General features: G+C 38.2%; 21 protein-coding genes. 8 read left to right on the forward strand and 13 right to left on the reverse strand.

The window, feature by feature from the left end; genetic code table 11:
• Window positions 1–69 precede the first annotated feature (69 nt).
• From envZ to D1094_RS03370, 3 genes are all read right to left on the reverse strand, one after another.
• Window positions 70–1,368 (reverse strand): two-component system sensor histidine kinase EnvZ, encoded by a 1,299-nt coding sequence (envZ, locus tag D1094_RS03360; RefSeq protein WP_118958628.1) that lies wholly within the window; start codon window positions 1,366–1,368, stop codon window positions 70–72.
• A gap of 112 nt (window positions 1,369–1,480) precedes the next feature.
• Window positions 1,481–2,203: a two-component system response regulator OmpR gene (ompR, locus tag D1094_RS03365; protein ID WP_118958629.1), complete on the reverse strand. Its 723-nt coding sequence runs from the start codon at window positions 2,201–2,203 to the stop codon at window positions 1,481–1,483.
• A gap of 150 nt (window positions 2,204–2,353) precedes the next feature.
• Entirely contained in the window at window positions 2,354–2,845 is a 492-nt protein-coding gene (locus D1094_RS03370; protein ID WP_147361049.1) for a hypothetical protein, read from the reverse strand.
• Between the two features lie 98 nt (window positions 2,846–2,943).
• Here D1094_RS03370 and D1094_RS03375 point away from each other — a divergent pair, with 98 nt between their 5' ends.
• Window positions 2,944–3,426 (forward strand): TlpA disulfide reductase family protein, encoded by a 483-nt coding sequence (locus D1094_RS03375; RefSeq protein WP_118958631.1) that lies wholly within the window; start codon window positions 2,944–2,946, stop codon window positions 3,424–3,426.
• Between the two features lie 70 nt (window positions 3,427–3,496).
• On the opposite strand, the gene D1094_RS03380 is transcribed toward D1094_RS03375, so the two are convergent.
• The 5 genes from D1094_RS03380 to D1094_RS03400 form a co-directional block, all read right to left on the reverse strand.
• Window positions 3,497–5,377 (reverse strand): glycoside hydrolase family 9 protein, encoded by a 1,881-nt coding sequence (locus D1094_RS03380; RefSeq protein ID WP_182440082.1) that lies wholly within the window; start codon window positions 5,375–5,377, stop codon window positions 3,497–3,499.
• Window positions 5,378–5,382: 5 nt separating this feature from the next.
• The gene (locus tag D1094_RS03385) at window positions 5,383–6,246 is read right to left on the reverse strand and encodes an ROK family protein (RefSeq protein WP_182440083.1); all 864 of its coding nucleotides are present in this window, start codon (window positions 6,244–6,246) and stop codon (window positions 5,383–5,385) included.
• 217 nt (window positions 6,247–6,463) lie between these two features.
• Window positions 6,464–9,292 (reverse strand): family 20 glycosylhydrolase, encoded by a 2,829-nt coding sequence (locus D1094_RS03390; protein WP_118958634.1) that lies wholly within the window; start codon window positions 9,290–9,292, stop codon window positions 6,464–6,466.
• Complete coding sequence (locus D1094_RS03395; protein WP_118958635.1) at window positions 9,264–10,538, reverse strand: MFS transporter; 1,275 nt, start codon at window positions 10,536–10,538, stop codon at window positions 9,264–9,266. The genes D1094_RS03390 and D1094_RS03395 overlap by 29 nt, the downstream gene beginning before the upstream one ends.
• A gap of 184 nt (window positions 10,539–10,722) precedes the next feature.
• Window positions 10,723–13,407, reverse strand: a complete 2,685-nt coding sequence (locus D1094_RS03400) for a TonB-dependent receptor (RefSeq protein WP_118958636.1) — start codon at window positions 13,405–13,407, stop codon at window positions 10,723–10,725.
• Between the two features lie 194 nt (window positions 13,408–13,601).
• Between D1094_RS03400 and D1094_RS03405 the strand changes: the two genes are divergently transcribed.
• The gene (locus D1094_RS03405; protein ID WP_118958637.1) at window positions 13,602–14,459 is read left to right on the forward strand and encodes an AraC family transcriptional regulator; all 858 of its coding nucleotides are present in this window, start codon (window positions 13,602–13,604) and stop codon (window positions 14,457–14,459) included.
• Between the two features lie 140 nt (window positions 14,460–14,599).
• On the opposite strand, the gene D1094_RS03410 is transcribed toward D1094_RS03405, so the two are convergent.
• Window positions 14,600–15,433, reverse strand: coding sequence for a mechanosensitive ion channel family protein (locus D1094_RS03410; RefSeq protein WP_118958638.1), 834 nt, complete (start codon window positions 15,431–15,433; stop codon window positions 14,600–14,602).
• A 253-nt stretch (window positions 15,434–15,686) separates the two neighbouring features.
• Here D1094_RS03410 and D1094_RS03415 point away from each other — a divergent pair, with 253 nt between their 5' ends.
• From D1094_RS03415 to D1094_RS03440, 6 genes are all read left to right on the forward strand, one after another.
• Window positions 15,687–18,131: a DUF748 domain-containing protein gene (locus D1094_RS03415; RefSeq protein WP_118958639.1), complete on the forward strand. Its 2,445-nt coding sequence runs from the start codon at window positions 15,687–15,689 to the stop codon at window positions 18,129–18,131.
• A gap of 118 nt (window positions 18,132–18,249) precedes the next feature.
• Complete coding sequence (locus D1094_RS03420; protein WP_118958640.1) at window positions 18,250–19,281, forward strand: DUF2157 domain-containing protein; 1,032 nt, start codon at window positions 18,250–18,252, stop codon at window positions 19,279–19,281.
• Between the two features lie 146 nt (window positions 19,282–19,427).
• Window positions 19,428–19,610, forward strand: coding sequence for a hypothetical protein (locus tag D1094_RS03425; protein ID WP_118958641.1), 183 nt, complete (start codon window positions 19,428–19,430; stop codon window positions 19,608–19,610).
• Window positions 19,611–19,644: 34 nt separating this feature from the next.
• Window positions 19,645–19,959 carry a DUF6693 family protein gene (locus D1094_RS03430; protein WP_118958642.1) on the forward strand — a complete coding sequence of 105 codons (315 nt, stop codon included), beginning with the start codon at window positions 19,645–19,647 and terminating at the stop codon, window positions 19,957–19,959.
• 24 nt (window positions 19,960–19,983) lie between these two features.
• Window positions 19,984–20,394 carry a VOC family protein gene (locus tag D1094_RS03435; RefSeq protein WP_118958643.1) on the forward strand — a complete coding sequence of 137 codons (411 nt, stop codon included), beginning with the start codon at window positions 19,984–19,986 and terminating at the stop codon, window positions 20,392–20,394.
• A 26-nt stretch (window positions 20,395–20,420) separates the two neighbouring features.
• Window positions 20,421–20,735 carry a hypothetical protein gene (locus tag D1094_RS03440; protein ID WP_118958644.1) on the forward strand — a complete coding sequence of 105 codons (315 nt, stop codon included), beginning with the start codon at window positions 20,421–20,423 and terminating at the stop codon, window positions 20,733–20,735.
• Between the two features lie 169 nt (window positions 20,736–20,904).
• Here D1094_RS03440 and D1094_RS03445 read toward each other — a convergent pair whose 3' ends face one another.
• The 4 genes from D1094_RS03445 to D1094_RS03460 form a co-directional block, all read right to left on the reverse strand.
• Window positions 20,905–22,923, reverse strand: coding sequence for a glycoside hydrolase family 3 protein (locus D1094_RS03445; RefSeq protein ID WP_118958645.1), 2,019 nt, complete (start codon window positions 22,921–22,923; stop codon window positions 20,905–20,907).
• 41 nt (window positions 22,924–22,964) lie between these two features.
• Window positions 22,965–23,624 carry an isoprenoid biosynthesis glyoxalase ElbB gene (gene elbB, locus D1094_RS03450; protein ID WP_118958646.1) on the reverse strand — a complete coding sequence of 220 codons (660 nt, stop codon included), beginning with the start codon at window positions 23,622–23,624 and terminating at the stop codon, window positions 22,965–22,967.
• Between the two features lie 70 nt (window positions 23,625–23,694).
• Complete coding sequence (locus tag D1094_RS03455; protein WP_118958647.1) at window positions 23,695–24,891, reverse strand: multidrug effflux MFS transporter; 1,197 nt, start codon at window positions 24,889–24,891, stop codon at window positions 23,695–23,697.
• Window positions 24,876–26,357, reverse strand: coding sequence for a PLP-dependent aminotransferase family protein (locus D1094_RS03460; protein ID WP_118958648.1), 1,482 nt, complete (start codon window positions 26,355–26,357; stop codon window positions 24,876–24,878). The genes D1094_RS03455 and D1094_RS03460 overlap by 16 nt, the downstream gene beginning before the upstream one ends.
• Window positions 26,358–26,440: the final 83 nt, after the last annotated feature.

A 26,440-nucleotide genomic window follows, 5' to 3' on the forward strand; every position in this document is an offset into this window, starting at 1 on the left:
TTGTTTGTTCAAATTACATTGTAAATGCAAAGGCTTTTAACATATCAGAATAATCAGTACTCGCTTAAGTTATAAAAAAGACATAGGTAAAGACACTTTCGCTTCCAAGCCGCCTGATTCTTTATTCGATAAAACCACTTTACCGCCATGTGTATCAACAATACGTTTAATAATTGCTAATCCTAAACCGCTACCTTCAGTTCCTCGTGCAGTATCACCTTGAGTAAAGGGCTGAAACAGTCTTTCAATGTCTTCTTCTGGAATACCATTCCCTTGATCGCTTACTTTAAAGAACACTGTTTTAGTGGCTTTATCGACACCGGTAAACACCTCAATCTTATCTGAGGTATAACGAATAGCATTTTGTACCAAGTTAGCAAGTACTCGCTTCATAGCAACATGTCTAATTGGAATTTTAGGACAATCTTCTGGATGAAAGGTAATTTCTCTATCTGCTGGTGTTTCAATTTGTAGTGCTTCTTGAACGAGCACATTTAAATCACCCAACTCTGCTTTATCTTTACTATCATGGCGAATGTAATCAATAAACTGATCGATGATATTATTCATGTCGTCAATATCTGTTTCTATACCTTCTTTTAAAAAGGCGTCTTGTTCATTCATCATCTCGCTTGCTAAGCGAATACGCGTTAAAGGCGTGCGTAGATCATGGGATATTCCTGCCATCAATAAATTACGGTCATCTTCTAGTTGCTTAATCCCTTTAGACATATGGTTAAACGCTTGAGTTACCGCCATTATTTCCGAGGTACCACCTTCTGTAAGTGGTTCAGGAAAATCTCCTCGACCAACATCTTCTGCGGCACGCTGTAACGATTTCAACGGACGGTTTAATTGCCTAACAAAAACCCAGCCACCAATAATACTTAGTAAACCTATCACTAATAAGAAGAAGACTAAGGGTGAAAAGTTACCTTTATCCATACCATCTACAGGAATTTGAACCCATAAATGCGGTGCTTGAGGCGGGCGGATCCAAAACAAATATTCATCTCCATGAGAAATCCTTACTTCTGCTTGGCCACCAAGTAACTCACTCATTTCCTGTGAAATCATCGGGTAAAAAGTCGCTTCAGCTAAACCTAAGCGCAATGCATCAAACTCTCGATAAACGCCGATACCCGTTTCATGGTGAAATGCTTTTGCCATTTTAGGGCTTAAATTTGCGTCTTCAATATCAATAAACACAACACGAACCTGTTTTGCTAACAGTTGATTCAATTGCTGTTGATGTGGCTGCACAACATAAAGTGAAAAGGTTATATAAATAACTATCTGATTAAGAAATAAGAGCAAGCCAATTAATAAAACAGTTTGACCAAATGCGCTACGCGGTAATATTTTCATGAAAAGTTTCTATGACTTATTTTTGAGGAGGTAAAGTCTCGCTTCACAAGAGATGTTCGCTAGAACGCGATTCATTGAAAAACAATGATCGCGCTAAGCGTATGATGCTTAATTATACTGGTGCTCCATCTGGCACAAACACATAACCTAATCCCCACACGGTTTGTAAATAACGGGGTTTTGCAGGGTCATCTTCAAGCATTCTTCGTAAGCGTGATACCTGAACATCAATACTTCGCTCTAAGGCAGAATAATCCCTGCCTCGCGCTAAATTCATCAATTTATCACGCGATAATGGTTCTCTTGGATGAGTGACCAAAGCTTTAAGTACGGCAAATTCACCACTAGTCAATGGCATACTGATATCATCTTTTTGCATTTCGCGCGTCGCCAAGTTTAATTGGTAATCGCCAAATTCAATAATATTTTCTTCGAGTGATGGAGCACCGGGCGCTTCTTGTACTCGTCGACGAAGTACGGCTTTAATACGAGCAAGCAACTCTCTTGGGTTAAATGGTTTAGGCATATAATCATCTGCCCCCAACTCTAAACCAATGATACGATCCACTTCATCCCCTTTCGCCGTTAACATAACAATAGGAATGTTATTTGAACCTTGGCGTAAGCGACGACAAATTGATAACCCATCTTCACCTGGCAACATTAAATCAAGCACTAACAAATGAAAATTTTCTCTTTCTAACAAGCGGTCCATTTGCTCTGAGCTCGCAGCACTACGCACCGTAAAACCTTGTTCTACAAGGTAACGCTCTAATAACGAGCGTAAGCGCATATCATCATCTACTACTAAAATTTTCTGCGTTTCATGTGTCATATCTTTCTCTCAATACCAGACTTTTTATTCTATCGTTACAGCTACTATAAGTGATCACCACTAATAATCAAAAGCAGTAACGGTAAATCCAAGCCGCCTTTTGTTACAATTTATGAATAGTATTCTCAACATGCATGAGATGTTAACTGTTTATTTTAAATAGTGAATTGATTGTTCAGTAACACATTGAGTAAAACTACGTTTTCTTTCTTCACGTGATAACGATGCAATCGCTTGCTTAACTAGTTTCATTTTCTGTTGGCGTTCAGATTTAGGTAAATGTGATAATTGCTCATGAAAACAGCCTAACAAACCAAAGTTCAATGCAATTTCTGATTGCATAGTATCTTCGTTCAAGCATATCGTTAATTTTTGAGCCAATAAATCCCTGTCCATGGCAACTAGTGCGGGTATATCATAATGTTTGTCATCAGTTTTACGTACTTTATTGCAACTAAAAAACATATCTGCGACTGCAACAACAGGAATTAAAGCCTCGTGCTGCTGACTAAAACGTTGCTTCAACCATTCATTATGTTCAGCTGTATTGTCAGCTTCTTCCATACTGTATGCTATCGACTGCTCTGATAGAATCAAAAAGACCACAAGTATATTAGCAATAAATTTTATCCCTAATTTCATATAATTAAGCTCAAAAATAGTGAAAGATATTTGTATATGACTATTGTGCGTTATCATACATACTAAGTATAGATTTAATCTAACATTTTGGAGTGTTAATGAATAAGTTAACTCAATATTTGATATTACTTTTTATTGGTTCAACTCTCACCATTTTTACTAGTTTAAAAGTTAGTGCACAAGAGACATTAGAAGCATTTGATAAATTGATGCAGCAACATCAAGGTAAAGTAGTCTATCTAGATTTTTGGGCTTCGTGGTGTACACCTTGTCGAAAGTCATTCCCTTGGATGAATGAAATGCAAGCAAAGTATCAAGCACAAGATCTGGTGGTACTTAGTGTAAACCTTGATGCAAACAAAACGCTTGCAGAAAAGTTCTTGTTAGAAACACCAGCCCAATTTGATATTTTTTACGATCCTAAAGGAAAGGTTGCCAAAAAATTTAAGCTCAAAGGCATGCCAAGCAGTTATTTATTTAACCGAAACGGTAAACTAGTTAGCGCTCATACTGGCTTTAATGGCGATAAAAAAAGAAAATATGAGCAGGAAATCAGACAGGAATTAAACTTAACAAATTAGCGCACGTTGATCTTGTGAGATGCTTTTTGCAACGAAAGAAAAACACGCGCTAATAAATAATAATAAGCTTTTATTTTGCCACTGCCATCTCAGTTGCCGCGAGTAAAAACCACGTTGAATGAGGTAACCACTGTTCAACCCAGCGCCAGTTTTGCCAATCTTTTTCTGGGCCGAATTCAATACCTTGCCCTGACGGACTTGTTTTAGCCCCCGTTATACCATTAGAAATACCACCGTAAACCATGCTCAATCCATCGTAAGGTATAGGGTTATTGACACCAAAACCATTAAGCATTGATAAATCATACGGGTTTCGCCCTAAAGTCCAATCCATTTGATTTTGTGCAAATTTTGCCAATTCTAGCTGAGTGACAAGATGTTTTTTACCATTTACTGCGTTCATTTTGCCAGTGAGTATTGCCGCCATGGCTAATGAAGATAAACGCGCGCTCTCTCCTTGCCACCAGTATTCTGTTTCATTAGCATGAGGAATAAAAAAACCTGTTTGTAATTGTGTTGAAAGCTTTCCTTGCTCGTAGGTTTTAAACGTCTGCCTTGCATAGTTAAATGGATTACTAACTTGGTTATTTATCGCTAACTGATATGCCATATGCTTTTGCATAACAGCTTGGCTTTGTTTAACTTTTTCAGGGTTATCTTCAATCGCTATATATTGTGATAACGCTAGAATCGGGAAGCCGGCTTCTGCAGCATGATAAAACGGGCGTAAATTTTCGCTGTTGATATTATTACTGATAAACCAGCCTTCAGGCGATAATCGTTGCGCTAAGTTGTTTGCTCGTTCTCGTGCAGCATTTAAATAATACTTTGATTGAGTTGCCTTATATAACTCAGTCGCTGCGAGTAATGCAGTATAATCATCGATGATATTTTCTTCACCATCATCAGCATAGGCCTTATTATTTTCGGCATTATTACTTTGAAGATGTTTAAACGCTTTTTCGGCATCGGCTAAGTAAACATCCCCGCTGTACTCACCTTGCTGTGCCGTTGTTTTAGCTAGCATGGCGGCTCTTGCTAAAGCAGCAATGGCACTGCCAGCGCCTTGCCTAAAAGCAGATTGATAATTTTCACTGTAAATGCCATCAGCACCAACATAAGCAGTTACCACTCGTTCTGCATTATTTGTGTTCCATTGGTCGAAAACGGTCATATAGAAATAACCTTGCTCATCAAGAGTGCGGTGTAAGTAATCTGCTCCCCAGAAAACTTCTTCGATGACTTGTTTTTCAAGCGCTAACTCTTTAAATAAGTGCGGCGCTCTTTGATAAGAATATGCCAGCGCCCAACCTACATGAGCTAACTGCTGAGGATTCATATAATTGGCATAAGACAGGTGTGATAGGTATTTTCCAGTATCTCCGCCAGCATCATTCCAGCCCCCCCTGACATCAACATACCTTTGTGTATCAAAAATACGAATATGTTGATCTTCTTGCCAGTTATATTGCTCGTCGTTACGGCTACCATTAAAATAAGTTAACAATGCTTTAGCCGTTAACTTAAATAGTGCTTGCTTACCAACAGTGAATTTAGCGCTGGTTTGTTGGGTATGCTGGTCACTCAATTTTACCACATAACTTCCTGCACTTTGTAGCTCTGTAAATTCAACACCGTAATAAAAAATGGGGTCACTACTTTTATGCGCTTTTTGCCATTGTGCAACTTGTCCTAACTCAACTAACTTTCCTTGCAAAATAGCGATATCTTTATCACTGATAAGTTGCACATTAGCTCTAGTTAAATCGACTTTATAATTTGTGCTCACTATGGCTTGTTTTGGTCCGGTTAACTCATAAGCTACTTGGTTAACATGGATATTTAGTGACTTTGATTTTTCATGGGTAGTACTTTCAGTTGTCGTACAGGCAGTTAGCATCAGTAACATTGCCGCGATAATACCTTTTACATATTGAGTTGGTAGTTTCATGTTTTTTATCCAGCAATACATGTTTGTTGCTCTGTTGAATCTAAGTAAAGTTGCGCTGCTCCAATTAAAGCACTGTGCTGCTGTTGGCTTTTCTCGATGACTAAATTTTTAATCACGTTTGGGTAAGGAAAATCTTTTAAGTGCAGCCATACAGAATCAATAAATAAATCATACGATTTGGCCACCGAACCACCCAAAATAATAATTTGTGGATCAATTAATAACAGCACATGACTAATCGCAGAGGCTAAATGCTGGCCAAATTGCTTAAAAGCTTCTTTAGCCTTTTGATCACCTTCGCTCGCTTTCATTGCTAAATCAGCACCACATTCGCCAAAATTATCGGTAAAAAAACGTCCCGAACAATAGCTATCGAAGGTTGAGTTTAAATATTGCACGCTACCTAACTCACCTGCACAACAGTTAGCCCCAGTGTAAATTTGGTTTCTTATCACAAAACCAGCGCCTAACCCTGTTCCTAAACATAAGCCAACCACATTTTGAAAGCACTGAACACTGTGCTCACCTTTAGTAAAACAATTAACATCATTGTTTACATAAACAGGTAAATTAGTTAGTTGCTCAAGCTCTTTTTTCAGTGCCACTTGTTGCCAAGCTTTTATATTTACTGCGTTATAGACTACACCTAGTTCAACATCCACTATGCTGGGTACTCCTATTGCGATAGCAACAGTATCATCTACTTTTGTTTTTTTTATTTGTTCAACTAAAAATTGAATTGACTCTTGTACCTTTAACTCTGCATTAAATGGTTGAATATTTTGCTGCACTATTGCCCCTGCACGGTACAGACCCACATTTATTTTTGTACCACCTAAATCGATAACCACAATTGAAGATTGTTTCATAAACATCATCTAAGTAAATCATTATAAACTGAGGGTAGTGTGCATAATTACTTCGCTCATTTTAGATACTAACCTAACCAATAATAATACTTTTCTAACAACGCGATTTAAATAAAGCTATAGCAATATAAGAGATTATATTTCAATGAATTAAAAAAGCCGAATTAATAAAATTATTAATTCGGCTTTTAGTTATTGGGAGTTTTTGTCGAGTAAGTTAGGGCAATACCAAAGCGCGACCAGCACGTTTTTTATCTGCTGTTTTTGCTCGAATTGCAAGAGGCTTGTTTAGCGGTACTCTTTCTTCAACACTGAGCCAAAGACCTTTACTTTCTTGGTACTCTATGGGTAAACCTTTTAAGGCGATATTGGTTTTTAACTGGCCTTGCTCCCATATGGCACCGGGAGTTGGTACGCGATAAAACACCTTAGCTTTATCTAATTTAGCTAACTCTTTTTTACCTATCGTCTGTGAAAATGCCAACCACTGCTTATCTCGTGCTTGTTGTAATTCACTAGAAAAATACTGAGTAGTGCGATCATAAATTTTGCCCGAGTAATCATAAGGCACCGCCCAATCAGCGCTATGCCAAGCACGTTCAGCTAAAGCGAGTAAGCGAGGGAATATCATGTATTCGGCTTGTTGCTGACTTCGTACGGTTTCACTCCAAAGCTGCCCCTGTATACCTGACACTTTATAATGTTTTGGTAGTGGCTTATGAATAACTTGACCACCTTCGTTCACCTGCTTGGTATCATTACTACTAAAAGCTCGCCCCAGTGTATCAACTCTAAACTCGGCATGAATAGGTAAGTTATCAGGCATAAAGTTAAATAAGCTACGTGTCGTAACCCGCCTTGATGCCCAATGATAACCTCTTTCTTTAGGATCTATTTGATATGAAAAATCGAAATATAGAACATCAGGTATTGACAAAATAATGTTCCAATTTCGATGAGCTTGCTCACTTACTTGTTTATGAGCTCCCCACGGTAGTGCATCCCATATATAAGAATAAACCTGTGCTGGCATATTCTTAGGGTTAGTTTCTTTCAAGCCATCATTCCATCCCGCGACAACAATACCTCTATCTTTAACCATATGTGATACGCGCTCGATAAAGTGAGCACCAAGGTGGGCAAAATCATCAACAGTGTTCTCTTTATTAGCGACTAATGCCTGACATACAGGAGACTCCACCCAAGCACCTGCCGTTTCGTCTGCGCCAATATGGTAGACCTCAAGAGGTTGCCCTGCTTTTTGATGGATTGTTTGTAAATCATCTAATACTTGGTCAATAAACGCATAGGTAGACTCCATACAAATATTTAAGGTGTTATCGTTATAGTTTTGAATAGAGCTATATTGAGTTTTATCTGCAAAGTCAGTTAATAAATAACGTTTCGCTTCGACTTCATTTTCTTGGCTCATGTAATAACGATAACGCGCTTCCATTGCTTTGATTGCCGCGCGTGAATGACCTGGCATATCTAATGAGGGGATCACTTGAATATGATGAGCTTTCGCTAGCTTAATAATATCAATATAATCTTCAACACTATAATAACCATCGCGTTCTTTAGCATCAGCGCCACCGAGTTGTGGTTGCAAACAGTGTTTATCGTCTAACGACATACAACGGCTCCCCCCAATCTGCGTAAGCTCAGGTAAGCTTGGCAGTTCAAGTCGCCATCCTTCATCTTCCGCTAAGTGCAGATGTAATTTATTTAATTTATACGCCGCCATTTGTTTAATCAGTGAAAAAATGAAGGCTTTACTATGAAAGTTCCGCGCAACATCAACATGTTGACCACGGTATTGATAATGAGGTTGATCGTCAATTTCCAGCCAAGGTACTTTACTCGACCCTAAACTAAGCAAGCTGGACAAGCTTTGTAGCGCATAAAAAGCCCCTGTAGGCTCTTGGCTCAAGATTTGAATACCTTTATGGGTAATAACCAACTGATAATGACCTTGCTGCCAGTCACTCACCTTTTTGTTATTGATTACAATCGATATTTCAACCCCCTGCTTATTCTCATTGTGCTTAATGCCCAAAAAGTTCAATCGCTCTATTGCGGCGGCAATCTCTGAAAAATTAATCGCCCCTGCAAGTGAAAAATAAACACCAGCACTTAAATCGAGCTCGCCCGAGGGTTGAGGTATTTGCACCGACTTTGGCGTTGGTATAATAGCGTGTTTAACAAGCACAGCGCTTTTTTCATCCGAGGGTTCTCGCGTGGTATTCGGTTCATTCTCATACAGCCATTTCAATGATGCATATTGATTAATATCATCAGGCGATGACTTAATTTGCTTAACTGTGTTAGAGAACGGCACCACATACGGCTGAATTTCTAGCCCTGTTTCTTTATCAATCATGGTTTTAGTACTATCAACCACGACTGGCTTAAGCCCTAAAGCACTTAACCAATAATTTGGCATTAATTCCTTTTCTGAAATTAACGTACTTTTTACCCATAGTTTAATGCGATAAGTTTTACCCGCTTTAAAACCAACAAAACTTTGTTTAGGGGTTATCTGATGAATATCTCCATTTAAGTGAACAAGGCTAAACTCATTACTTTCACTTGCATACACAGGATACACTTGAGAATAATTTAACTGCCAATGTTGTGGATTTATCTTAAGTAAGGCATCGGTATTATTTGACAGTAATATTTCAGCGCCATAACAATATTCTATTTTTTTACCCGCTAAATCAGGGCAGTCTGTTTCAACATTACTTAAGAATTGATACTTTACTTGCAAGCTTTGACCTAAGTTATTTAACTGTTGTTGGCTTAATGTTAAAGAGTTATCCGTTTCAGATTTGTTGTTTTTCAACGCTTGTGTTTTTGTACTTAACGGTTCACCGCAACCAACTATTAAGGTGCATACCAGCAAAACAGTTACTTTTACGCTTACTGTAAAAGCATTCAAGATATTACCTATTTTCATGAGTTTTCTACCTGCTTCGCCTGCACACATATAACCTGATTTAGCATGACTTTTTTCATCCTGCGATTTGTGAATTCGATTCATTGTTTTTATTAAAGAGTTTTATGGTTTTGTTAGCCACTAATGGCTTAGCCCAAAAACCAATAGCAAAGATATAAGCTAGTGTTATGTACACTACAATCATACCAATACGAAGGTCACCCGTTAAGTCAGCAAGTAAACCAATAATAGGCGACGCTAGACCTCCACCAACAATACCTGTGCATAAGATGCCCGCAAAGGAACCATGATGCTCTGCCAATGAATTTAACGCTAAAGAAAAAATAACTGACCACATTACTGATAAGAAAAAACCAACTAACGGAAATGCCATCACCGCCATCGAAGCACTGCCAAATAACGCCAGCGTAAGAGATAGTATCGCGCCTAGTGAAAACAATTTTAATACGGTTTTACTGTCGAGTATTTTTAATAAGGCTAAACCTAAAAAGCAGCCTAACGTTAATAATAACCAAAAGTTACTCACGGTGTTTGCACCCACTGTTAGCGGGTCTAAACCATGATATCTTTCTAAAAATATTGAAATAGCATTTGCTACACCTTGCTCTGTACCTACATAAGCGGCAATGCCAATAAAAAATAATATAACAGTTTTATTTTGAAAGAGTTGCTTGTAAATAGACCAAGCGCCAACCGACTCTTCCTCTGTAAGCATAACTTTAGGTAACTTAATCGCGCTGATAAAGATCAACATGACAACCGAAACCACACCAAATAACCAATACATAGAAAGCCAAGGCATATTCTGTGGTACCACGTTCACTAGCATAGCGTATAAGCCCGTAGGACTTTGTTGAGCCATGCCTTGTACTAATGCACTGTATACTAAAGGGCTTAGTGTCGCTGCTGCACCAAATAATAACTGGGCAAGCACGGAGTAAAAGGCAAAGTGCTCCTTACCTCCTGACACGCGAAGTAACGGGTTAATCGCCACTTGCAACATAGCCATCCCGGTACCAATTAAAAACAGCGATGCCATCGCCATAAGTAAACTAGGCACTAAAGCGAATACAATGGCACCAATAGCCGCCATAACAAACGCTAGTAGTAATACTGGCTTTTCACTGTATTTATCAACCAACAGCCCAGCGGGAATAGACATTACCCCATAAGCGGCAAAAAATGAAAAAGGTAAAAAGCCCGCTACCGCAAGACTAATATTAAAATCTTTCACTAATGACGGAAATATAGGGCCAATAATATTGGTAATAAATGAAATAGCAAAAAAGGTCACTAATACCAAAATAACAGCTGCTACATTAGTTTTCATCACAAAATCCTTACCTTACAAATAACGAGTCTAATAAAGGGGTTATAAATAAAAAGAGCTGTTCTCTTGCGAGAACAGCTAAAAATGAGGAAGGAAAGTCGATGTCATACCTCACTTTTTGTCAAGCTAATCAAGCAGGTCGTGCAATGATAGCCATAACAAAGCTTTTACTTTTCTATACTGCTTAGTATGAAATATTGAACCTGACACCAAACATGCGCGGTGGATTATATGAATTAGATTTCCAGCCGCCATTCGCGCCTTGTCCCATCCAATTAACGACCACTTCGTCTGTTAAGTTATTCCCATACAATTCTACGTACCAGTTTTCATCAACCGGGGCGAACTTAAGTGATGCATCTACATTGGCATACGCTTCTTGATAATCGCCTACAGCGCGGTTGTCTAGGTTACGAGGGGTAAAATACATTTTATCTTGCCAGCGAAAGCCTACCCAAGGTACTAATTGATACTCGCCCAGTTCAATATAGTGCGAGTAGTTTAACCCCATAGAATGTTCAGGCGCGCTCGGTAATTGATTCCCTGTTACATCATACAGTTGACGACCACTTAACGGGTTACCTGGCTCAATGAATAAGTCAGCACATGCCTCAGCACCATTTTCTTCACGGTAGCCACACATCCAATCATCGTTATAAGAATCGTATGACGTAATTTCACTACCTAAATATGCATAGAAACCTGATAATTGACCGTTTTCCCAAGGAATATAATTAAATTCGAGTTCTAAGCCATAAATCTCTGAATCACCAATATTTTCCGTTTTCCACGCTTGTACTATGTCACACGCAGGATCCCAATCAGGACATTCTCTATCAACCACTTTTTGCCCGATAGGATGCATATTGGTGTAGTGCATATCTTCATACTGGGTAAAAAAGAATACTGCCGTTAAATTTAATGAGTCATCAAGTAACGAACCTTTATAACCCACTTCAAAGTTGGTTGTTGTTTCAGGATCGTAATCTAAGAATGTCCATTGTTCCGTGCTGCCATCAACACATGTGCCACCACCACAAGCATCTGTTTTATCACCAAAGCCGCCAGCACGATAGCCTGTTGCTGCTGAAATGAACACCATTTGCTTTTCATCAAATTGATACTGTAACCCTAAACGCCAAGTGGTATGGTCCCAATCTTTTTGATAGGTATTAACCACTTTAGTATCACCATAAGCCCCTTTACCTGCAAAAGCGCCCATATTTGCTGTTAAATCATTACCACTATGAGGTAAGCCCATACCTAAATCCGTCAATGGCAACCCTTCTGCACCATTGTAATACCAATCACTTTCTGCGCTCCAACTCCCCCAGAACTCACCATCATTATCAATGCGTTCATCTTGAGAATATCGAATACCTGCCGTGGCGGTGAGTTTATCAGTTAGCTCAATATCTGCTTGAGCAAAAATCGCTTTTGAATCAATTTCTCGTTTAGGTTGATCATAATATTGGCCGTATGGCATGCCCCAAGGTGCTTGCACTAACATGTCTTGTGCAAATTCAATTGAGTTATTCTCGTACATCCAAAATGCACCTAGCACATACTGCCAACGGTCAAAATTTTGCTTTATCTGTAATTCGTTTACGTACGACTTATACTCTGACTCAAGTGTGTAAGTTGCTCTGTCATCAACTGTTTGTCTGCCCCAATTACCCCACGAATACATAATATCAACTTCATCCATATAAGAATGTTGACCAGCATCATCATCATGATGTTGTGTTCGTTGTTGGTTGGCATAGGCAAACTTATACTCTAAGACGGTATTAGCATTAAGATCATAACTGAGAGAACTTCGAATCGTATCAATGGTCATGTCTAATTTACCAGGCACATTAATCAATACTTCTTGGTCAAAATGATTATCAGATTCACAAGCATACTTGGTGCTTTGTGCAGCCCAGCAATCTTTCAAGTTAACATCACCTGCACCGTTATTTTGATAATGCTCATAACCTACTGTCCACGCTAAATCATTATTAATTTGCCATAAACCTGTTAAGCGACCACCCCATTGATCTGAGTTGGAATAATAATCTTCTGCGCCTACTTTCTTATTTAAGCGCATATCGACTTCAGGGTTGCCATCTGGACCACTCCAAATAGAATCACCCCACTCTCCATCAGGATCAGGCAGCTTCATGCCTCGGTCAGTCAAATCTTGTTGTTGATTAATATAACCATCTCGCTTATCAATCATTAACGCCGCACGTAGAGCAAAGTTATCACTTAATCCAAAGTTATATACGGTACGAACTTGCTGCGCGTTATAGTTACCAAGTTGCAACGTCGTCCAACCATAATTTTCATCAAACTCTGGCTTAGCAGGAATAACATTAATTACACCCGCTGTTGAGTTACGACCAAATAATGTGCCTTGTGCGCCACGTAATACTTCAACCTGCTCAAGATCAAACATTAACGCAAGCGAGCCTTGAGGGCGTGGAGAATAAATACCATCAATATGGATACCTACCGCAGGATCGGCAATTTCAGTGAAATTATTTGAAGAAACACCACGAATAGAGGCTTTAACACCAGAGTCTGCATTAGACAAACCTAATTGTAAATTGGGTACCATTCCGCTTAAGTCGCCAATACTTTTAACATTTTGTCTCGTTAGTGCTTCTGGATTCATCGCGGTGATAGCCAGTGGAGTTTCCATTAAGTTAGTGACATGTTTCGTTGCCGTCACTTGAATAACTTCTAAAGCCTTTTTTTCTTTTTTCTCTTCTTCAGCAGCAAGTGTAGGTAATGCCACCATGCCCATTAATGCTGTTGAAATGGCTAATGCAAGCGGTTTTCTATTTGGTATTTTGTTATTTCTTGAATGTGATATAGACATTGTTCAAAATCTCTTATTATGTAATCTAGGCTGATGGCTTCAACACAAATAACCGCCGCTCGACCTAACAGTTTTTTAAGTAACGTTCCCTTAACGCCTATTTAGTTTGCAATTCAAGAAAGGCTTTTTGATACACTTTTCTATCCTGTTGTGATACTTTTCTATTCACATTTTTCAGAAGGATAGAAAGTAAAATGAAACTCATGTTTGAAAAAGTCTTGCCAACAGAAAATGCTTCTTGGCGATATTGGCTTTATGAATTAGACAACATAGATTTTAATTGGCACTATCATCCTGAATACGAAATTTGCTTAACACTTCATAGTGCAGGACAACGCTATGTAGGTGATAGCATTGAGAATTATGGTGATTTTGATCTCACCTTACTCGGGCCTCATTTACCACATACTTGGTGCTCATCACCTCGACAAGATGGCAAACAACAACAAGTATACGTAGCGCAAATTCCCGTTGTTTGGTTAGAACAGTTAACGACAATGCCTGATCTTGTTGCATTAAAACCATTGCTTGAGTCATCAAGACAAGGGCTAAAATTTAGCCAGAGCGTCGCCAAGAAAGTCACAAACATTTTTATCGCCATGGCCAAAGCACAACCGTCGCAGCGCTTCATTGGTTTATTAGAAGTTTTACAGCTCATGCTCGATGATAAAACAGCACAGACTTTGTCTAGCTCGGGCTACAACATATCAATTACATCTGATCCATCAACCGACAAATTAGATAAAATAATTAGACACTTACATCAACACTACACAGACAATATAAAAGCAGAAGATTTAGCAAAACTGGTTCACATGAGTACTAATCATTTCCATCGTTTTTTTAAACAACGTACCGAACAAACGTTCACAGAACTAGTTAATCAGCTGCGTATTAGTAAAGCATGTTCTTTATTAATTAATAGCACTATGCCGGTAACAACCATTAGTGATATATGCGGATTTAACAATATTTCTAACTTTAATAGGCGTTTTTTGCAGTTTAAAGAAGTAACACCAAGCCAGTTTCGAAAACTCTATAAGATGCATTAATGACATTAGAATCTGTTCAACTTTGCTCAGCTCTGCTTTTTAATCTACAGGTATAAAAACTACAGGCATAAAAAACCCAGCAAGGTTGCTGGGTTTTATTTAACCAACAGTTTAGCTTATTTTATAAACTAAACTGTTTATTATTTTTCTACTTGATGTACGTGCACATCACGTTGTGGGTATGGAATGCTAATACCTTCTTTATCGAAAGCAATTTTAACCTTCTCCATCATGTCAAAGTATATACCCCAAAAATCTTCTGATTTTGCCCATGGACGAACAAAAATATTCACTGAGCTATCACCATGCTCACCTACCCAAATATCAACCGCTTGATCTTTAAGTACACGTTCGTCAGCTTCAATTAATGAGCGTAAAACTTCTTTTGCTTTAGCAATGTCATCGTCATAACCAATACCAAAAGTCATATCGACGCGACGTGTACCATTCACATTAATATTAGTGACACAGCCATTAGACAACAAACCATTAGGAATAATAATACGTTGGTTATCAAAGGTTTTTAATATGGTGTTGAAGATTTGAATTTCTTCTACTGAACCAACATATCCTTGGGCTTTAATGGCATCACCATTTTTGAAGGGACGAAATAGCAATATCAGCACACCACCAGCAAAGTTGGCTAAGCTACCCTGCAATGCTAAACCTACCGCTAAACCAGCTGCACCAAGTACCGCAATTAACGAAGCGGTTTGAATACCTATCATTGAAGCAAAAACAATAATTTGAATCGCTTTTAATAGCGTCGTTAATATACTGATTAAAAAGCTATGTAAGGTTGAATCAACTTTCTTTTTATCAAGCGCAAGCTCAACTAACTTAACGATGCGCTTAATAATGAAGTTACCAACCAAATAAACGACAACGGCGAGCAAAAACTTAACACCAAACGCTAAGCTCATTTCACCAAGCATCTGTATGTAGTGCTCAACTTTATCTACAGTTATATCCATAGGGGGATGTCCTTACTTTTGTTAGATTTATGTTAATAGTCATCATTATAACTAAACAGCAATTGTAAGTGTTAACTATTACAGAGTAAATTTTCTCTTTAACTTTTTAACGACTACGTATTTTTAAAGGTTGCTTGAGCAAAAAGTATTCAAGAAAGATCAATAGCCCCCTAGCGCATTTCATGTTTTTTGCTATTATGGCGACCTATTTCTTATTAGTCAGCTTAACAAGCAATTAACATAGGTTCGGTTCATGCCTTCTTTTTTCAAAAAAAGTATTCCCCTAACAATAATTAACGTCGTCATTGCCTTGTTTCTCATTGTTTGGTTTATTTCATCCCCTATAGCAAAATACTATTTAACGCCTGCGCTCGCACCCTATAATCTTAATTTGTCAGAAGACACTAGTATTCGATATAACCTGTTCATGAGTAAAGTGACCATTAGCGACTTGGCTCTTTCAACTACAGAAAACCAAAAAAATGAAACGGTTTTTTCATTAAAAGAATTGGCGCTTAAAGTAACCTTGTTTGACTTACTGTTTGATGAAATAACCATAAGCGAAGCAACATTCGATGAAGGTTTTATTAAAATAGTACGTCAAGGGGATGACATAACTATTGCAGGTGTAACGTTACCTGCAAATGAAGAAAAAGAGACCAGCCAAAGTCAAGAAACGGGTGAAGAACCAGCAGTATTCCCTTACACGGTAAAAATGCCACTATTGAGCCTGAGTAACTTTACTATTGACGTGAGTAAAACATCACCTGAACAAACCAAAGAGAAATTACACCAACTAGTATTTAACGCCTTAACAATTAAAGATGTATCAGCTAACTTAATCGAACAAAGTGCCAAAATTATCATTGATGCTGACATTGACAACACAGAACTAGCACTAGATGTACAAGCAAACTTAGTACAACAACAAGGGGATATTGTCGCGAATTTAGCGATAAATAATTACCCATTAGCTAAATTATCACCTTATTTGGATGATATTAATAACTTGCAAGGTACTTTGTCATTTAACAGCCAACAGACCATCTCTATCGAGGAAAACAGCTTAACGGTGTTGTTATCACAAGGCGAAATTGATAACAGTATGGTTTCTTTTATACAAAGTAATCAACAGTTAAGTATTGCTGATTTTAAGCAAGAATTTTCTAACATGAAATTAGCCGTTGATAATGGAAACATCACCCAGCTTGAAGGTAACAGCCAACTGAGTATCTCAAATATAGCTATTACACTCTTAGATCAAACACAAAGCCAACAAATAGGTGATTTGCTAAGTGTTGGCTCTCTGGCTATTGATGACATTAGCTTCCACTTCGTAGAGCAGCCAATCATTAAACTCGCTTCAATTACCGTCAATGATATTGTTGGTTCACATATTAAAACATCTGATAAGTTAGCATCATTGCCGCCTATTGCTACGATCAAGCAGCTTGCCATAACTAATACCGCAATTACACCTAAAGATATAGCCATTGACACCATCACACTAGACACTATTACCAGCGACATTATTATCAATGAAGACAAAGTGCTGGTTAATCTGGTGAGTGATAATACACAAGAGACTGCTAATAACAAAAATGATGTAACTCTCGAAGAACCAAGTGACGAAGTGGTCTCGCAAACAGGTGAAGTATCCGAACCTTTTTTCTTTAGTTTAAACAAGTTTGAATTACTAAATGGCAGTAAAACTGTAGTAAACGATAAAAGTGTTGAACCTGTAGTTACACGTACATTGTTCCTTGAAACACTGAGTCTTGGAAGCCTTAATAATAAAAGTAATAAACCACAGAAAACCCCATTTAGTATTGCAGGTAAAAGTAACAAATACGCTAACTTCAAGTTAGATGGCACCATAGACCCATTTATTGACATTCCAAGTTACAAAATTACCGGCTATTTTAATGAGCTCTCACTCCCAGCTATTTCATCTTACATCAAGGATGCAGCTCAATTAGAAATAAAAACAGGTCAACTTAGTACCAATATTGATGTCACATTAATTGGTGAACAACTAGACGGAAACCTTGCGCTTCATTTACAAGGCTTAGAAACAGGCTTAGTTGATAGCCATGAAGCAGGAAGCCTTATAGAACAAGGTGCTTTGCCACTGAATATGGCGCTAGGTATGTTAAAAGATAGAGACGGCGCGGTAGAGCTTGATGTGCCAGTGAGTGGTTCAACGTCAGACCCACAGTTTGGCTTACACAGCATCCTAACTATTATCACCCAAAAAGCAATTATGTCTGCTACACAAGATTATTTGCTTACCACCTTTGTGCCATACGCTAACATTGTTTCTGTCGCTATAACTGCTGGTGAATTTGCCTTAAAACTTCGCTTTGATGATTTACTTTATCAAGTGAAGCAAATTGAACCAAGCGTCGAGCAAAAAGCATTTTTAGATGAGTTTATTGCTTTAATGAAGGATAAAGATGACACCAAAGTTACTATCTGTGCTATCAGCGTTTCAGCAGATATTGATCAAAAACCAGGTCAAGCAATTACTGACAAAGCGTTAATAAAGCAGTTAAAAGATTTAGGAGAACAAAGAGAACACGCTTTTAAAGATTACATAATAGAACATGGTGGTGTTGAATCTTCTCGCTTATTACTATGTGCACCAAAAATTGATACTGATGTTGATGCAAAACCAAGAATTGCCTTATCCGTTTAAACTCTATTAGTTAATAGCTATGATTTATACATAGCGCCTAACCGCGCTTTTATAAGGACATATTTATTACTCATTGGTGCTGCTGTAATTTAACAAATATTAAAGAAAGGAGTCTTGGTTGAACATTACAAAACAAAACCTTGAGAAAGCGGTAAATGAAAATATTATCTCATCTGAGCAGTCGACAAAATTACTTGAGTTTTTAAATAAACATCCAAGCACAGCGGCTAAGTTTGATTTTACACACGTTCTCTATTACATCGGAGGAATGATTGCCATTGGTGCAATGACTCTCTTCATGACTTTAGGCTGGGAGTCTTTTGGTGGCACAGGTATCGTTTTTATCTCTCTGCTTTACGGCGCTGCTGGACTAAAACTTACTAATATTTTCAAATCTAAAGGGTTAGCTATTCCTGCAGGAATTTGTGGCACCTTTGTAATCGCCTTAACTCCTTTAGCCGTCTACGGATTACAGCACGCTTTGGGTGTTTGGCCTGATGACAGTGTTTATCGAGAATATCACCGATATATACAGTGGCATTGGCTTTATATGGAATTAAGTACGCTAGCTGTGGGGGTTATTATTGCTTGGAAGTACAAATACCCTTTCTTAATTATGCCTATTGCCGTAACGCTTTGGTATTTAACAATGGATATTGTTGTCATGATTAACGGAGGCGATTATAGCTGGGAGCTTAGAAAATTAGTTTCTCTGTACGCTGGTTTGCTTATGATAGCCTTAGCTTTTTGGGTTGACATTCGATCGCACAATAAAGCTGATTATTCATTTTGGCTTTACCTTTTTGGTGTTATTTCTTTTTGGGGCGGAATGTCTCTGCAACACTCTGATAGTGAGTTGTCAAAGTTTATCTATTTTACCATTAACCTCGTCATGATTTTTATCGGGGTTCTTATTGTCAGAAGAATATTTGTTATATTTGGCGCCATAGGTTGCTCTGGCTATATCGGTTATTTAGCCTCACATATATTTAAAGACAGTTGGTTATTTCCTATTACGTTAACACTCCTTGGGTTGTTCGTTATTTATCTAGGAGTTGCCTGGCAAAAAAATGAATTGTACATCACAGCCAAAGCACGAAAATATTTACCAACCCCTTTACGCGAATTATTAGAATCTAAACATGGATAATAGTAACCAGCTAAAGAGCGTGAGCTATTTAAAACCATTATCGTTTAAAGAGTTCTTATAACAAGCTGCGATTAATTGTTAATCGCCTCAGGTATTTGATTCTTCGAGCTTTATCGATTAGATTGTTTCATTAAAGGAGTAAACAAATGCAAAGTATTAAATTTATCTACTTATACTTTTGCTCGGGTGTGTTGTTTTTAATAACCGCAGGAGCTTATTATCCAACAGAAAATAGTCACTTAACGCCGGTGTTCGCCTGTATTGGTTTTGCAATTATCTCGATAAGCTTTGTTTTACTTAGTACCAGAAAACGTAAAAACAAAAAATAACAAATAACAAATAACAACGTTGCAAGGAGCAAACATGAGAATACAAGCCGATGTCGCTACAATAGATATTTTAGGTCATATCATAATGTGGTTTATACTTGTGGTAATTACTTTTGGTATAGCCGCATTCTTTTTTCCTTATTCTTTCTCTAAATTTATACTTAACCGTTCACAAATAATCGATGAAAATGGCAACCCTCGACAAATGGTCTGTCACACCGATATTTTTGGCAACATTGGCCATGTCATTATTTGGATGATTATTTCTATTCTTACCTTGGGTCTAGGGTATGCATTTTACTTTTATAAAGTGTGGAATTACTCATTAAACAATACAACTATTGAGTAAAATAAAGCTTCTGGAGCGTATAACGTGAGTAACAGTTTTCACTATGCCTTTAAAGTTAAAGATCTTGAAAGTACAAGAGATTTCTACATTGGTATTCTAGGCTGTAAAGAAGGCAGGTCATCACAGAGCTGGGTTGATTTTGACTTTTATGGCAATCAATTATCGGCTCATATTGGCCAAGTAGATACATTAGACTTTTGTGGTATTGTAGACGGTGTTTCTGTGCCTATTCCGCACTTTGGCTGCATACTAACACCTGAACAGTTTACTGATTTACATAACAAGCTGGAGAGTGCCAACATCACATTTATTGTTAAACCGCAAATGCGATATCAAGGTAAAAGTGGCCAGCAACTGACAATGTTCGTACTCGATTATAGTAATAACCCATTAGAGTTTAAGTCATTTACTCGTGATGCTGAGCGATTTAAGTAGCAAATCATTTTTTAAGGACAATATTTATGATTAGACGTTTACTTTATTGCCTTACTTTAATGACTTTAATGGGCTGTGTGGTTCCTGTTAGTTCTAGTTGTATGGAGTCACAGCGCCCTAAACACCCTGACAATAATTACCCGCCAGATAATAGCAAGTGCGACGCCAAAGATGCTGCTGCGTACCTTATAGCTGCATCAATTATGACCATGCAAGAAAAAGAAGTAAAAGAAGAAGCACCAACTAAAGAGCCAGTAAAATGCTCTGAGATGATAGGTAATGCCCGAAAAAAGTGCCTTCAAAAAGAAAAAGAGCTTAACGATCCTTTAGATGAATTTTGATGCCATAAGGGATCATTACCAAGCCAAGCTCTTCTAACGATATACACTTAATCATTATACCTTTAGCAATAATCAACGTAGTCATTATCACTTATTAAAAATCACTTAGTAAAAATCATTTAATAGATACCTCGATGGTTTACATCACTGAGTTATCTGTTAAGTTCTCCTACAAGGTAATTGGCAGCTTGCCTTGTGCTTGCTGGTTACCAAGTAATATCCCTATTGCACTGTTATAACCCGGGCTTTGCGCTTGGCCATTATGATAAAAACTGCGACCGTCAAACCCTAATAAAACAACATCAGCATGTTGGCTATAGGGTGACATTAAATACGGTGACCCCCTACCAATAAAAACTACACGCTTTTGTTGTGTCTTGGCCTCTGCAAGTGCCAACTCAACCAGTTTTGCATAGGTGAGCTTTTCTTCTTTTGCGCTTAAAGTAGCGTTCTTTGTTGCTGATGAAGTTGCTAAATCGTCCATACCACCTAAATCAACCAAACTCGCCGTTTTTACATTTATAGTACTAATAAATATATCCGCTTTTTTTAATGCCGCACGATTGTTATGACTAAAAAGAGATTTTTTATCCGTTGCAATCACCGCGCTAATTTGCGGCAAAGGTAATTTCGCAAGACTGAATTCTTCATTAAGGGCATATTTGAGCGCTTCTAACTCTAACAAGTTTTCTACCAGCACATGAATAGTTAATGGCTCAGTTTTGCTATGCAATGCGTTAGCAAGCGGGATCAATCCTTGCTCATTTTTTAACAAAACCATTGCTTCATCAGCTAACTCTTGTTCTAGCTCAAGGTGAAAACTGCTAGCAATAACACTATTCGCTTGTTTAATTTGCTCAGACAAACTGGCTTTTGGCAGTTTGATATACGTTGCTTTGTGATGATTAAGACGCGCTACTGACGCTTCAAGTTCAGCTAATGTAAACTCACCTTGATTTATACGTGCTTCAATTGCTTGGCTTACTGATTTAATAAACCATTTAAATGCTTGAATATCACTAGGTCTTCTTACTTTAAAGGGCATTACCGCTAAATCAGCGCCAGCAATAAATGTTTCAACGGTTGCTTGAACCCCTTCAAAGTAATGTGCAATACCTGCCATATCTAATGCGTCTGTGGCAATAATGCCTTGATATTGCATTTTTGTTCGAAGTAAATCATGCAGTATTTTACGCGACATAGTCGCAGGTCTAATAACGATTTTGCCTGATTTACTGGTAAATGTCGTGTCATCTAAGGCAGGATACTGAATGTGAGCAGTCATGATCATAGCTGGTTGTGCATGATTAATAGCCCAACTAAACGGAAATAAATCATTCTTTTCAATCAGCGCAAGAGGGTGATCGACTCGCGGTAGCCCCAAATGGCTGTCTACATGAGTATCGCCATGTCCAGGAAAGTGCTTGAGTGTTGCCATAATGCCATGCTGTTGTAATGCTTTTACCGCGCTAACACCTTGCTTAGCAACCTCTTTCGGCTTTTCACCGTAAGAACGCGTATTGATGACTGGATTTTCACTATTAGTATTAACATCAACAACTGGGGCATAATTATTATTAATACCTAATGCTTTAAGTTCAGTCGCAATAACGTGGTTTACCCGTTCGGTATAATATGTTTGATGCTGAGCATAGGTTGCACCTAATGCCATGTTACCTGCAAAAGCAGTCCCTTTATTAAAGCGAAAAACACGGCCACCTTCTTGGTCAACGGAAATAATTAACGGTTTTTTCAAGGAGGACTTTAATGCGGCTTGTTGCAAGTCATACGTTAACTTAACTACTTGCTCAGTGGTATCAAAGTTTTCCGCAAACAGTACAATTGAACCAATACCTGTGTCAGTAATTAATGTTGATAATTCAACAGGTAAAGTTGTCACTCCTTGCCAACAATTTTTTGCTGTATTTTCTTGCTGACAAAAGTATCGAATATCAAGCGCCATTTTTTGCGCTATCATTTTATCTAACGCGGTCAATTCAATGGGTAATTGTTTTGCATTTTCGTGCTTTTGATTTTGAGGTTTTTTACTTTGGTATTGTTCAGTCATAAGCGTATCAGTCGTTTGTTCTGCTTTGGCCGCAGTATTAAAAAGTAAACCATTCATTAGCAAGCAGTAAAACAAGCTAATTACATAACTATTGGCTAAGGTATGCTTGCAATAAATCATCAAGTAAATTCGCCTTATCTTCAATATAATTATTTCGTGTACTACGATTCGGTTAGGGCGATAACACTTTTAACTAAACGGTTTATACCTATTGCTGCTTCACTCATTGACGTTGCTAACATGTAAGCAGGTGTAGTCACCACTTTATGTGCTGGGTCAATGACCACGTCTTCAACGGGGCTGTCACGGTGAACTAACCCTTTTGCTGCAATTAATTTTGCCGTATCGTTATCTAAACCTATAGTTCCTTGTATACCTTTAGGATAAATTAACGGTAATAGCGCAGGTGCGATACACATATATCCTGCTGGTTTTTCAGCCTTAGCAAATGCTTTGCAAGCAATTAAAACCTGCTCATTAATAGTGTAATTATCGCCATCAATAGCAAAATTACAGAGATTTTTAGCCGCACCAAAACCGCCCGGTACAATCAGCGCATCAAACTCATCTTTGTAAAGCTCACTCAAATCTTCAACGTCACCACGCGCAATTCTCGCTGATTCAACTAATACATTTCTGGATTCATTCTCGCTCACTTCACCCGTATGATGATTAATTACATGATGTTGCGTAATATTTGGCGCAAAACAACGATATGAAGCACCCTGCTGCTCAATTGCCAGCATTGTTAAAACAGCTTCATGAATTTCGCTACCATCATAAACACCACAACCACTCAAAATTAAGGCTATTTTTTTCATTTCTCTTCCTATATTTATCTCTTTTTTGCACATGTTACTATGTTTATAAGGCAAATATTATAGGCTTACCCTAGTTACTTATTTTTACTTGTTTTTGCTTAAATTTAATAAGTAATTGACAGCCAACAACAACGATTATCGAAGTAAACATTAATCCCGCAAACGGCAAGCCAGTGCCATCATAAAAGTATGCTAATATTGGCCCAGCCAAGGCACCAATACTCCATCGTAAAGTCCCTATTACGGCGGTAGCTGTACCCGACTGTTCAGTAAATTTAGTGATCACCAAAGCATCACTGTTTACTGCAATCATTGAAAGACTTCCCATTAAAGGAAATAACGCAACTACCGTATAAACAAGCGGCAACTGATATATATTAACAATAAATAAAGCCGTTGAACCCACAGTTGCCACGATTAATCCGTACCATAACATGCTTCTAGAGCCTTTGCGTGTTACTAAACGAGTATTGGTAAAATGTGCACTCATTAACGCGACAATATTTAAGGCAAAGAGCATACTAAAGGTATATTCAGACACTTTGAAGACTTCTAAATAAACAAAGGGTATTGCTGTTATATAGCTAAAAAACGCTAATGAGATAACCATTGAGCTGGCAATATCTAACCGTGCTTCTTGATTAGAAAAAACAATTTTATAACGCTCAATAAAGCTATATTCTTTTCTATTTACAATCTTATTCGCTTCTGGCAAAAAGAAATAAACCAGCACAAAAATAAACAAGCTATACGTTGATAACGCAAAAAAAATTAACTGCCAGCTGTGCGATACTAATAAAAAACTGCCAATTGCAGGTGCTATCATTGGGGCAAGCATCATGATCATACTAACGTACGACAAGCCCTTAGCAGTATTTTTTCCGTAATACTCTTTAATGGTAGAAGGTACTACCACTGTTGCAGCGCTGCTAATAAAGGCTTGGCAGAACCTTAATAATAAAAACTGTTCAATTGACTGAACAAAAGGTAATAATATGCTGGCAATAAAAAAACCACCAACCCCCAGCATAACCAGCTTTCGTCGAGAATATTTATCAGCCATTGGGCCAAATAACACCAAACCTAACGCATAACCAAGTAAATAAATACTTAAGCTGTTTTGAATCATGGATATATCTGTAGATAAATCTGTCGCGATTACTGGCATTGCAGGTAAATACATATCAACTGCGAGTGGAGAAACGGCTAGGATTGCCGCCAGTAAAGGTAATAAATACTTAAGAGAAATCGTTATATCTTTTGACATTTTGCTTCCTGTTCAAGGGCACTATTTTTAGGGTAATGACGAACTAAGTCACCCAATGTTTTAATCGCAGTGATGATGTCGTCTCCCCATTTAACACCAAAGCTTATCCGCATATAATTTGCGTACTTTCCTGACGGTGAAAAAATCATTCCCGGTGCAAAGCTGACACCTTGTGTTAAGGCTTGTTGAAAGAAGTCACTCGTATTCACATGAGACTGACATCGTACCCAAAGCACACTTCCCCCCATAGGTTTCGATATGCAGACTTCAGGAGGAAAATGCTCACCAATAAGCGCTCGCATGCGTTCACAATTATAAATGAGCGTTTTACGCAATAAGGTCAAGTGGCGATCATAATCGCCACTGGCAATGTATTCATTCAGAGTCCATTGCTGCAACATCGGTGTTGAACTAGACTGTGCTCGTTTGATGCGCTTTGCTTGTTCTTCAAATTTACCGGGTAACAACCAGCCGACACGATAACCAGGAGCCGCTGTTTTTGAAAATGACGAACAAGTCATTACCAAACCTTTTTCAGAGTATAACTGGGCAGGTTTTGGTTTTTTTTCAGTAAAGAACAGCTCACTGTATACGTCATCTTCAATAAGCGGGATTTGGTGCTGCTCTAACAAAGTGACCATCGCTTGGCGTTGCTGGTCACTTTTCATTGAACCCAGTGGGTTATTAATTGCTGATGAAAATAAACAGGCGGCCACTTTATGTTCAGCCAGAACTTGCTCAAGCTCTCCCAAGCCGACACCATCTTCGGTACAGGTATAAACCTCTAATGCCTTCATGCCTAGTGCTTCAATTAATTCGATCATGCCAAAAAAGCAGGGAGATTCAATGGCAATAATATCTCCACGTGTGGCCACACATTGAAGTGCTATAGATAATGCTTCTTGCGCGCCATTAGTGATCACAATATCTTCAGGATTTATATTCACCCCTTGTTCTTGATAACGAATAGCTAACTGCATTCTCAGCTTTGCATCGCCCGTGACAGGACCATAACTTACCGCTTTTTCTGCGACTTTACTGATTACAGCACGCATTAGCCTAGCAAGTGCTTTATCGGGTGGATTAGCCTGTATAGGGTTTGATATACCTAAGGCAATGGTGTCGGGTAAATGCACCGCTTCATGCACTTGCTCTATCATGTTACGACATTTCACTTCAGTAGGCTTACATTGTGCCCAACTTGCTGGTCGTGGTTGTAAAGTTCGTGCCTGTTGAGCTTGCAAGTAATACCCAGATTGCGGTCGAGCACAAACACGGCCTTGACGCTCTAACTCAAGATAGGCTTGCTTTACCGTAGGTACACTTATCTCAAATTGTCGACTAAGCTTTCTTAAACTGGGTAATTTATCGCCCGCATTTAATGCACCAATATGCTGTTGATGCTCGATAAAATCGATAACTTGTTGATACAAATAGGAAGAGGAGTTTTTATCAAGTAATCTCATAAACTGTATAGGTTACATTTTCATATTTCTGTACATGTTATTACATCAAATATTCTGTAAACTGTCACTTACTATCTCAATTA

The sequence above is a fragment of the Colwellia sp. RSH04 genome (assembly GCF_003545765.1).
Lineage (GTDB): Bacteria > Pseudomonadota > Gammaproteobacteria > Enterobacterales > Alteromonadaceae > Colwellia.

Coding starts and splice junctions, on each gene's coding strand:
- envZ (WP_118958628.1), bottom strand. CDS start 1,368: ATGAAAATATTACCGCGTAGCGCATTTGGTCAAACTGTTTTATTAATT.
- ompR (WP_118958629.1), bottom strand. CDS start 2,203: ATGACACATGAAACGCAGAAAATTTTAGTAGTAGATGATGATATGCGC.
- D1094_RS03370 (WP_147361049.1), bottom strand. CDS start 2,845: ATGAAATTAGGGATAAAATTTATTGCTAATATACTTGTGGTCTTTTTG.
- D1094_RS03375 (WP_118958631.1), top strand. CDS start 2,944: ATGAATAAGTTAACTCAATATTTGATATTACTTTTTATTGGTTCAACT.
- D1094_RS03380 (WP_182440082.1), bottom strand. CDS start 5,377: ATGAAACTACCAACTCAATATGTAAAAGGTATTATCGCGGCAATGTTA.
- D1094_RS03385 (WP_182440083.1), bottom strand. CDS start 6,246: ATGAAACAATCTTCAATTGTGGTTATCGATTTAGGTGGTACAAAAATA.
- D1094_RS03390 (WP_118958634.1), bottom strand. CDS start 9,292: ATGAATCGAATTCACAAATCGCAGGATGAAAAAAGTCATGCTAAATCA.
- D1094_RS03395 (WP_118958635.1), bottom strand. CDS start 10,538: ATGAAAACTAATGTAGCAGCTGTTATTTTGGTATTAGTGACCTTTTTT.
- D1094_RS03400 (WP_118958636.1), bottom strand. CDS start 13,407: ATGTCTATATCACATTCAAGAAATAACAAAATACCAAATAGAAAACCG.
- D1094_RS03405 (WP_118958637.1), top strand. CDS start 13,602: ATGAAACTCATGTTTGAAAAAGTCTTGCCAACAGAAAATGCTTCTTGG.
- D1094_RS03410 (WP_118958638.1), bottom strand. CDS start 15,433: ATGGATATAACTGTAGATAAAGTTGAGCACTACATACAGATGCTTGGT.
- D1094_RS03415 (WP_118958639.1), top strand. CDS start 15,687: ATGCCTTCTTTTTTCAAAAAAAGTATTCCCCTAACAATAATTAACGTC.
- D1094_RS03425 (WP_118958641.1), top strand. CDS start 19,428: ATGCAAAGTATTAAATTTATCTACTTATACTTTTGCTCGGGTGTGTTG.
- D1094_RS03430 (WP_118958642.1), top strand. CDS start 19,645: ATGAGAATACAAGCCGATGTCGCTACAATAGATATTTTAGGTCATATC.
- D1094_RS03440 (WP_118958644.1), top strand. CDS start 20,421: ATGATTAGACGTTTACTTTATTGCCTTACTTTAATGACTTTAATGGGC.
- D1094_RS03445 (WP_118958645.1), bottom strand. CDS start 22,923: ATGATTTATTGCAAGCATACCTTAGCCAATAGTTATGTAATTAGCTTG.
- elbB (WP_118958646.1), bottom strand. CDS start 23,624: ATGAAAAAAATAGCCTTAATTTTGAGTGGTTGTGGTGTTTATGATGGT.
- D1094_RS03455 (WP_118958647.1), bottom strand. CDS start 24,891: ATGTCAAAAGATATAACGATTTCTCTTAAGTATTTATTACCTTTACTG.
- D1094_RS03460 (WP_118958648.1), bottom strand. CDS start 26,357: ATGAGATTACTTGATAAAAACTCCTCTTCCTATTTGTATCAACAAGTT.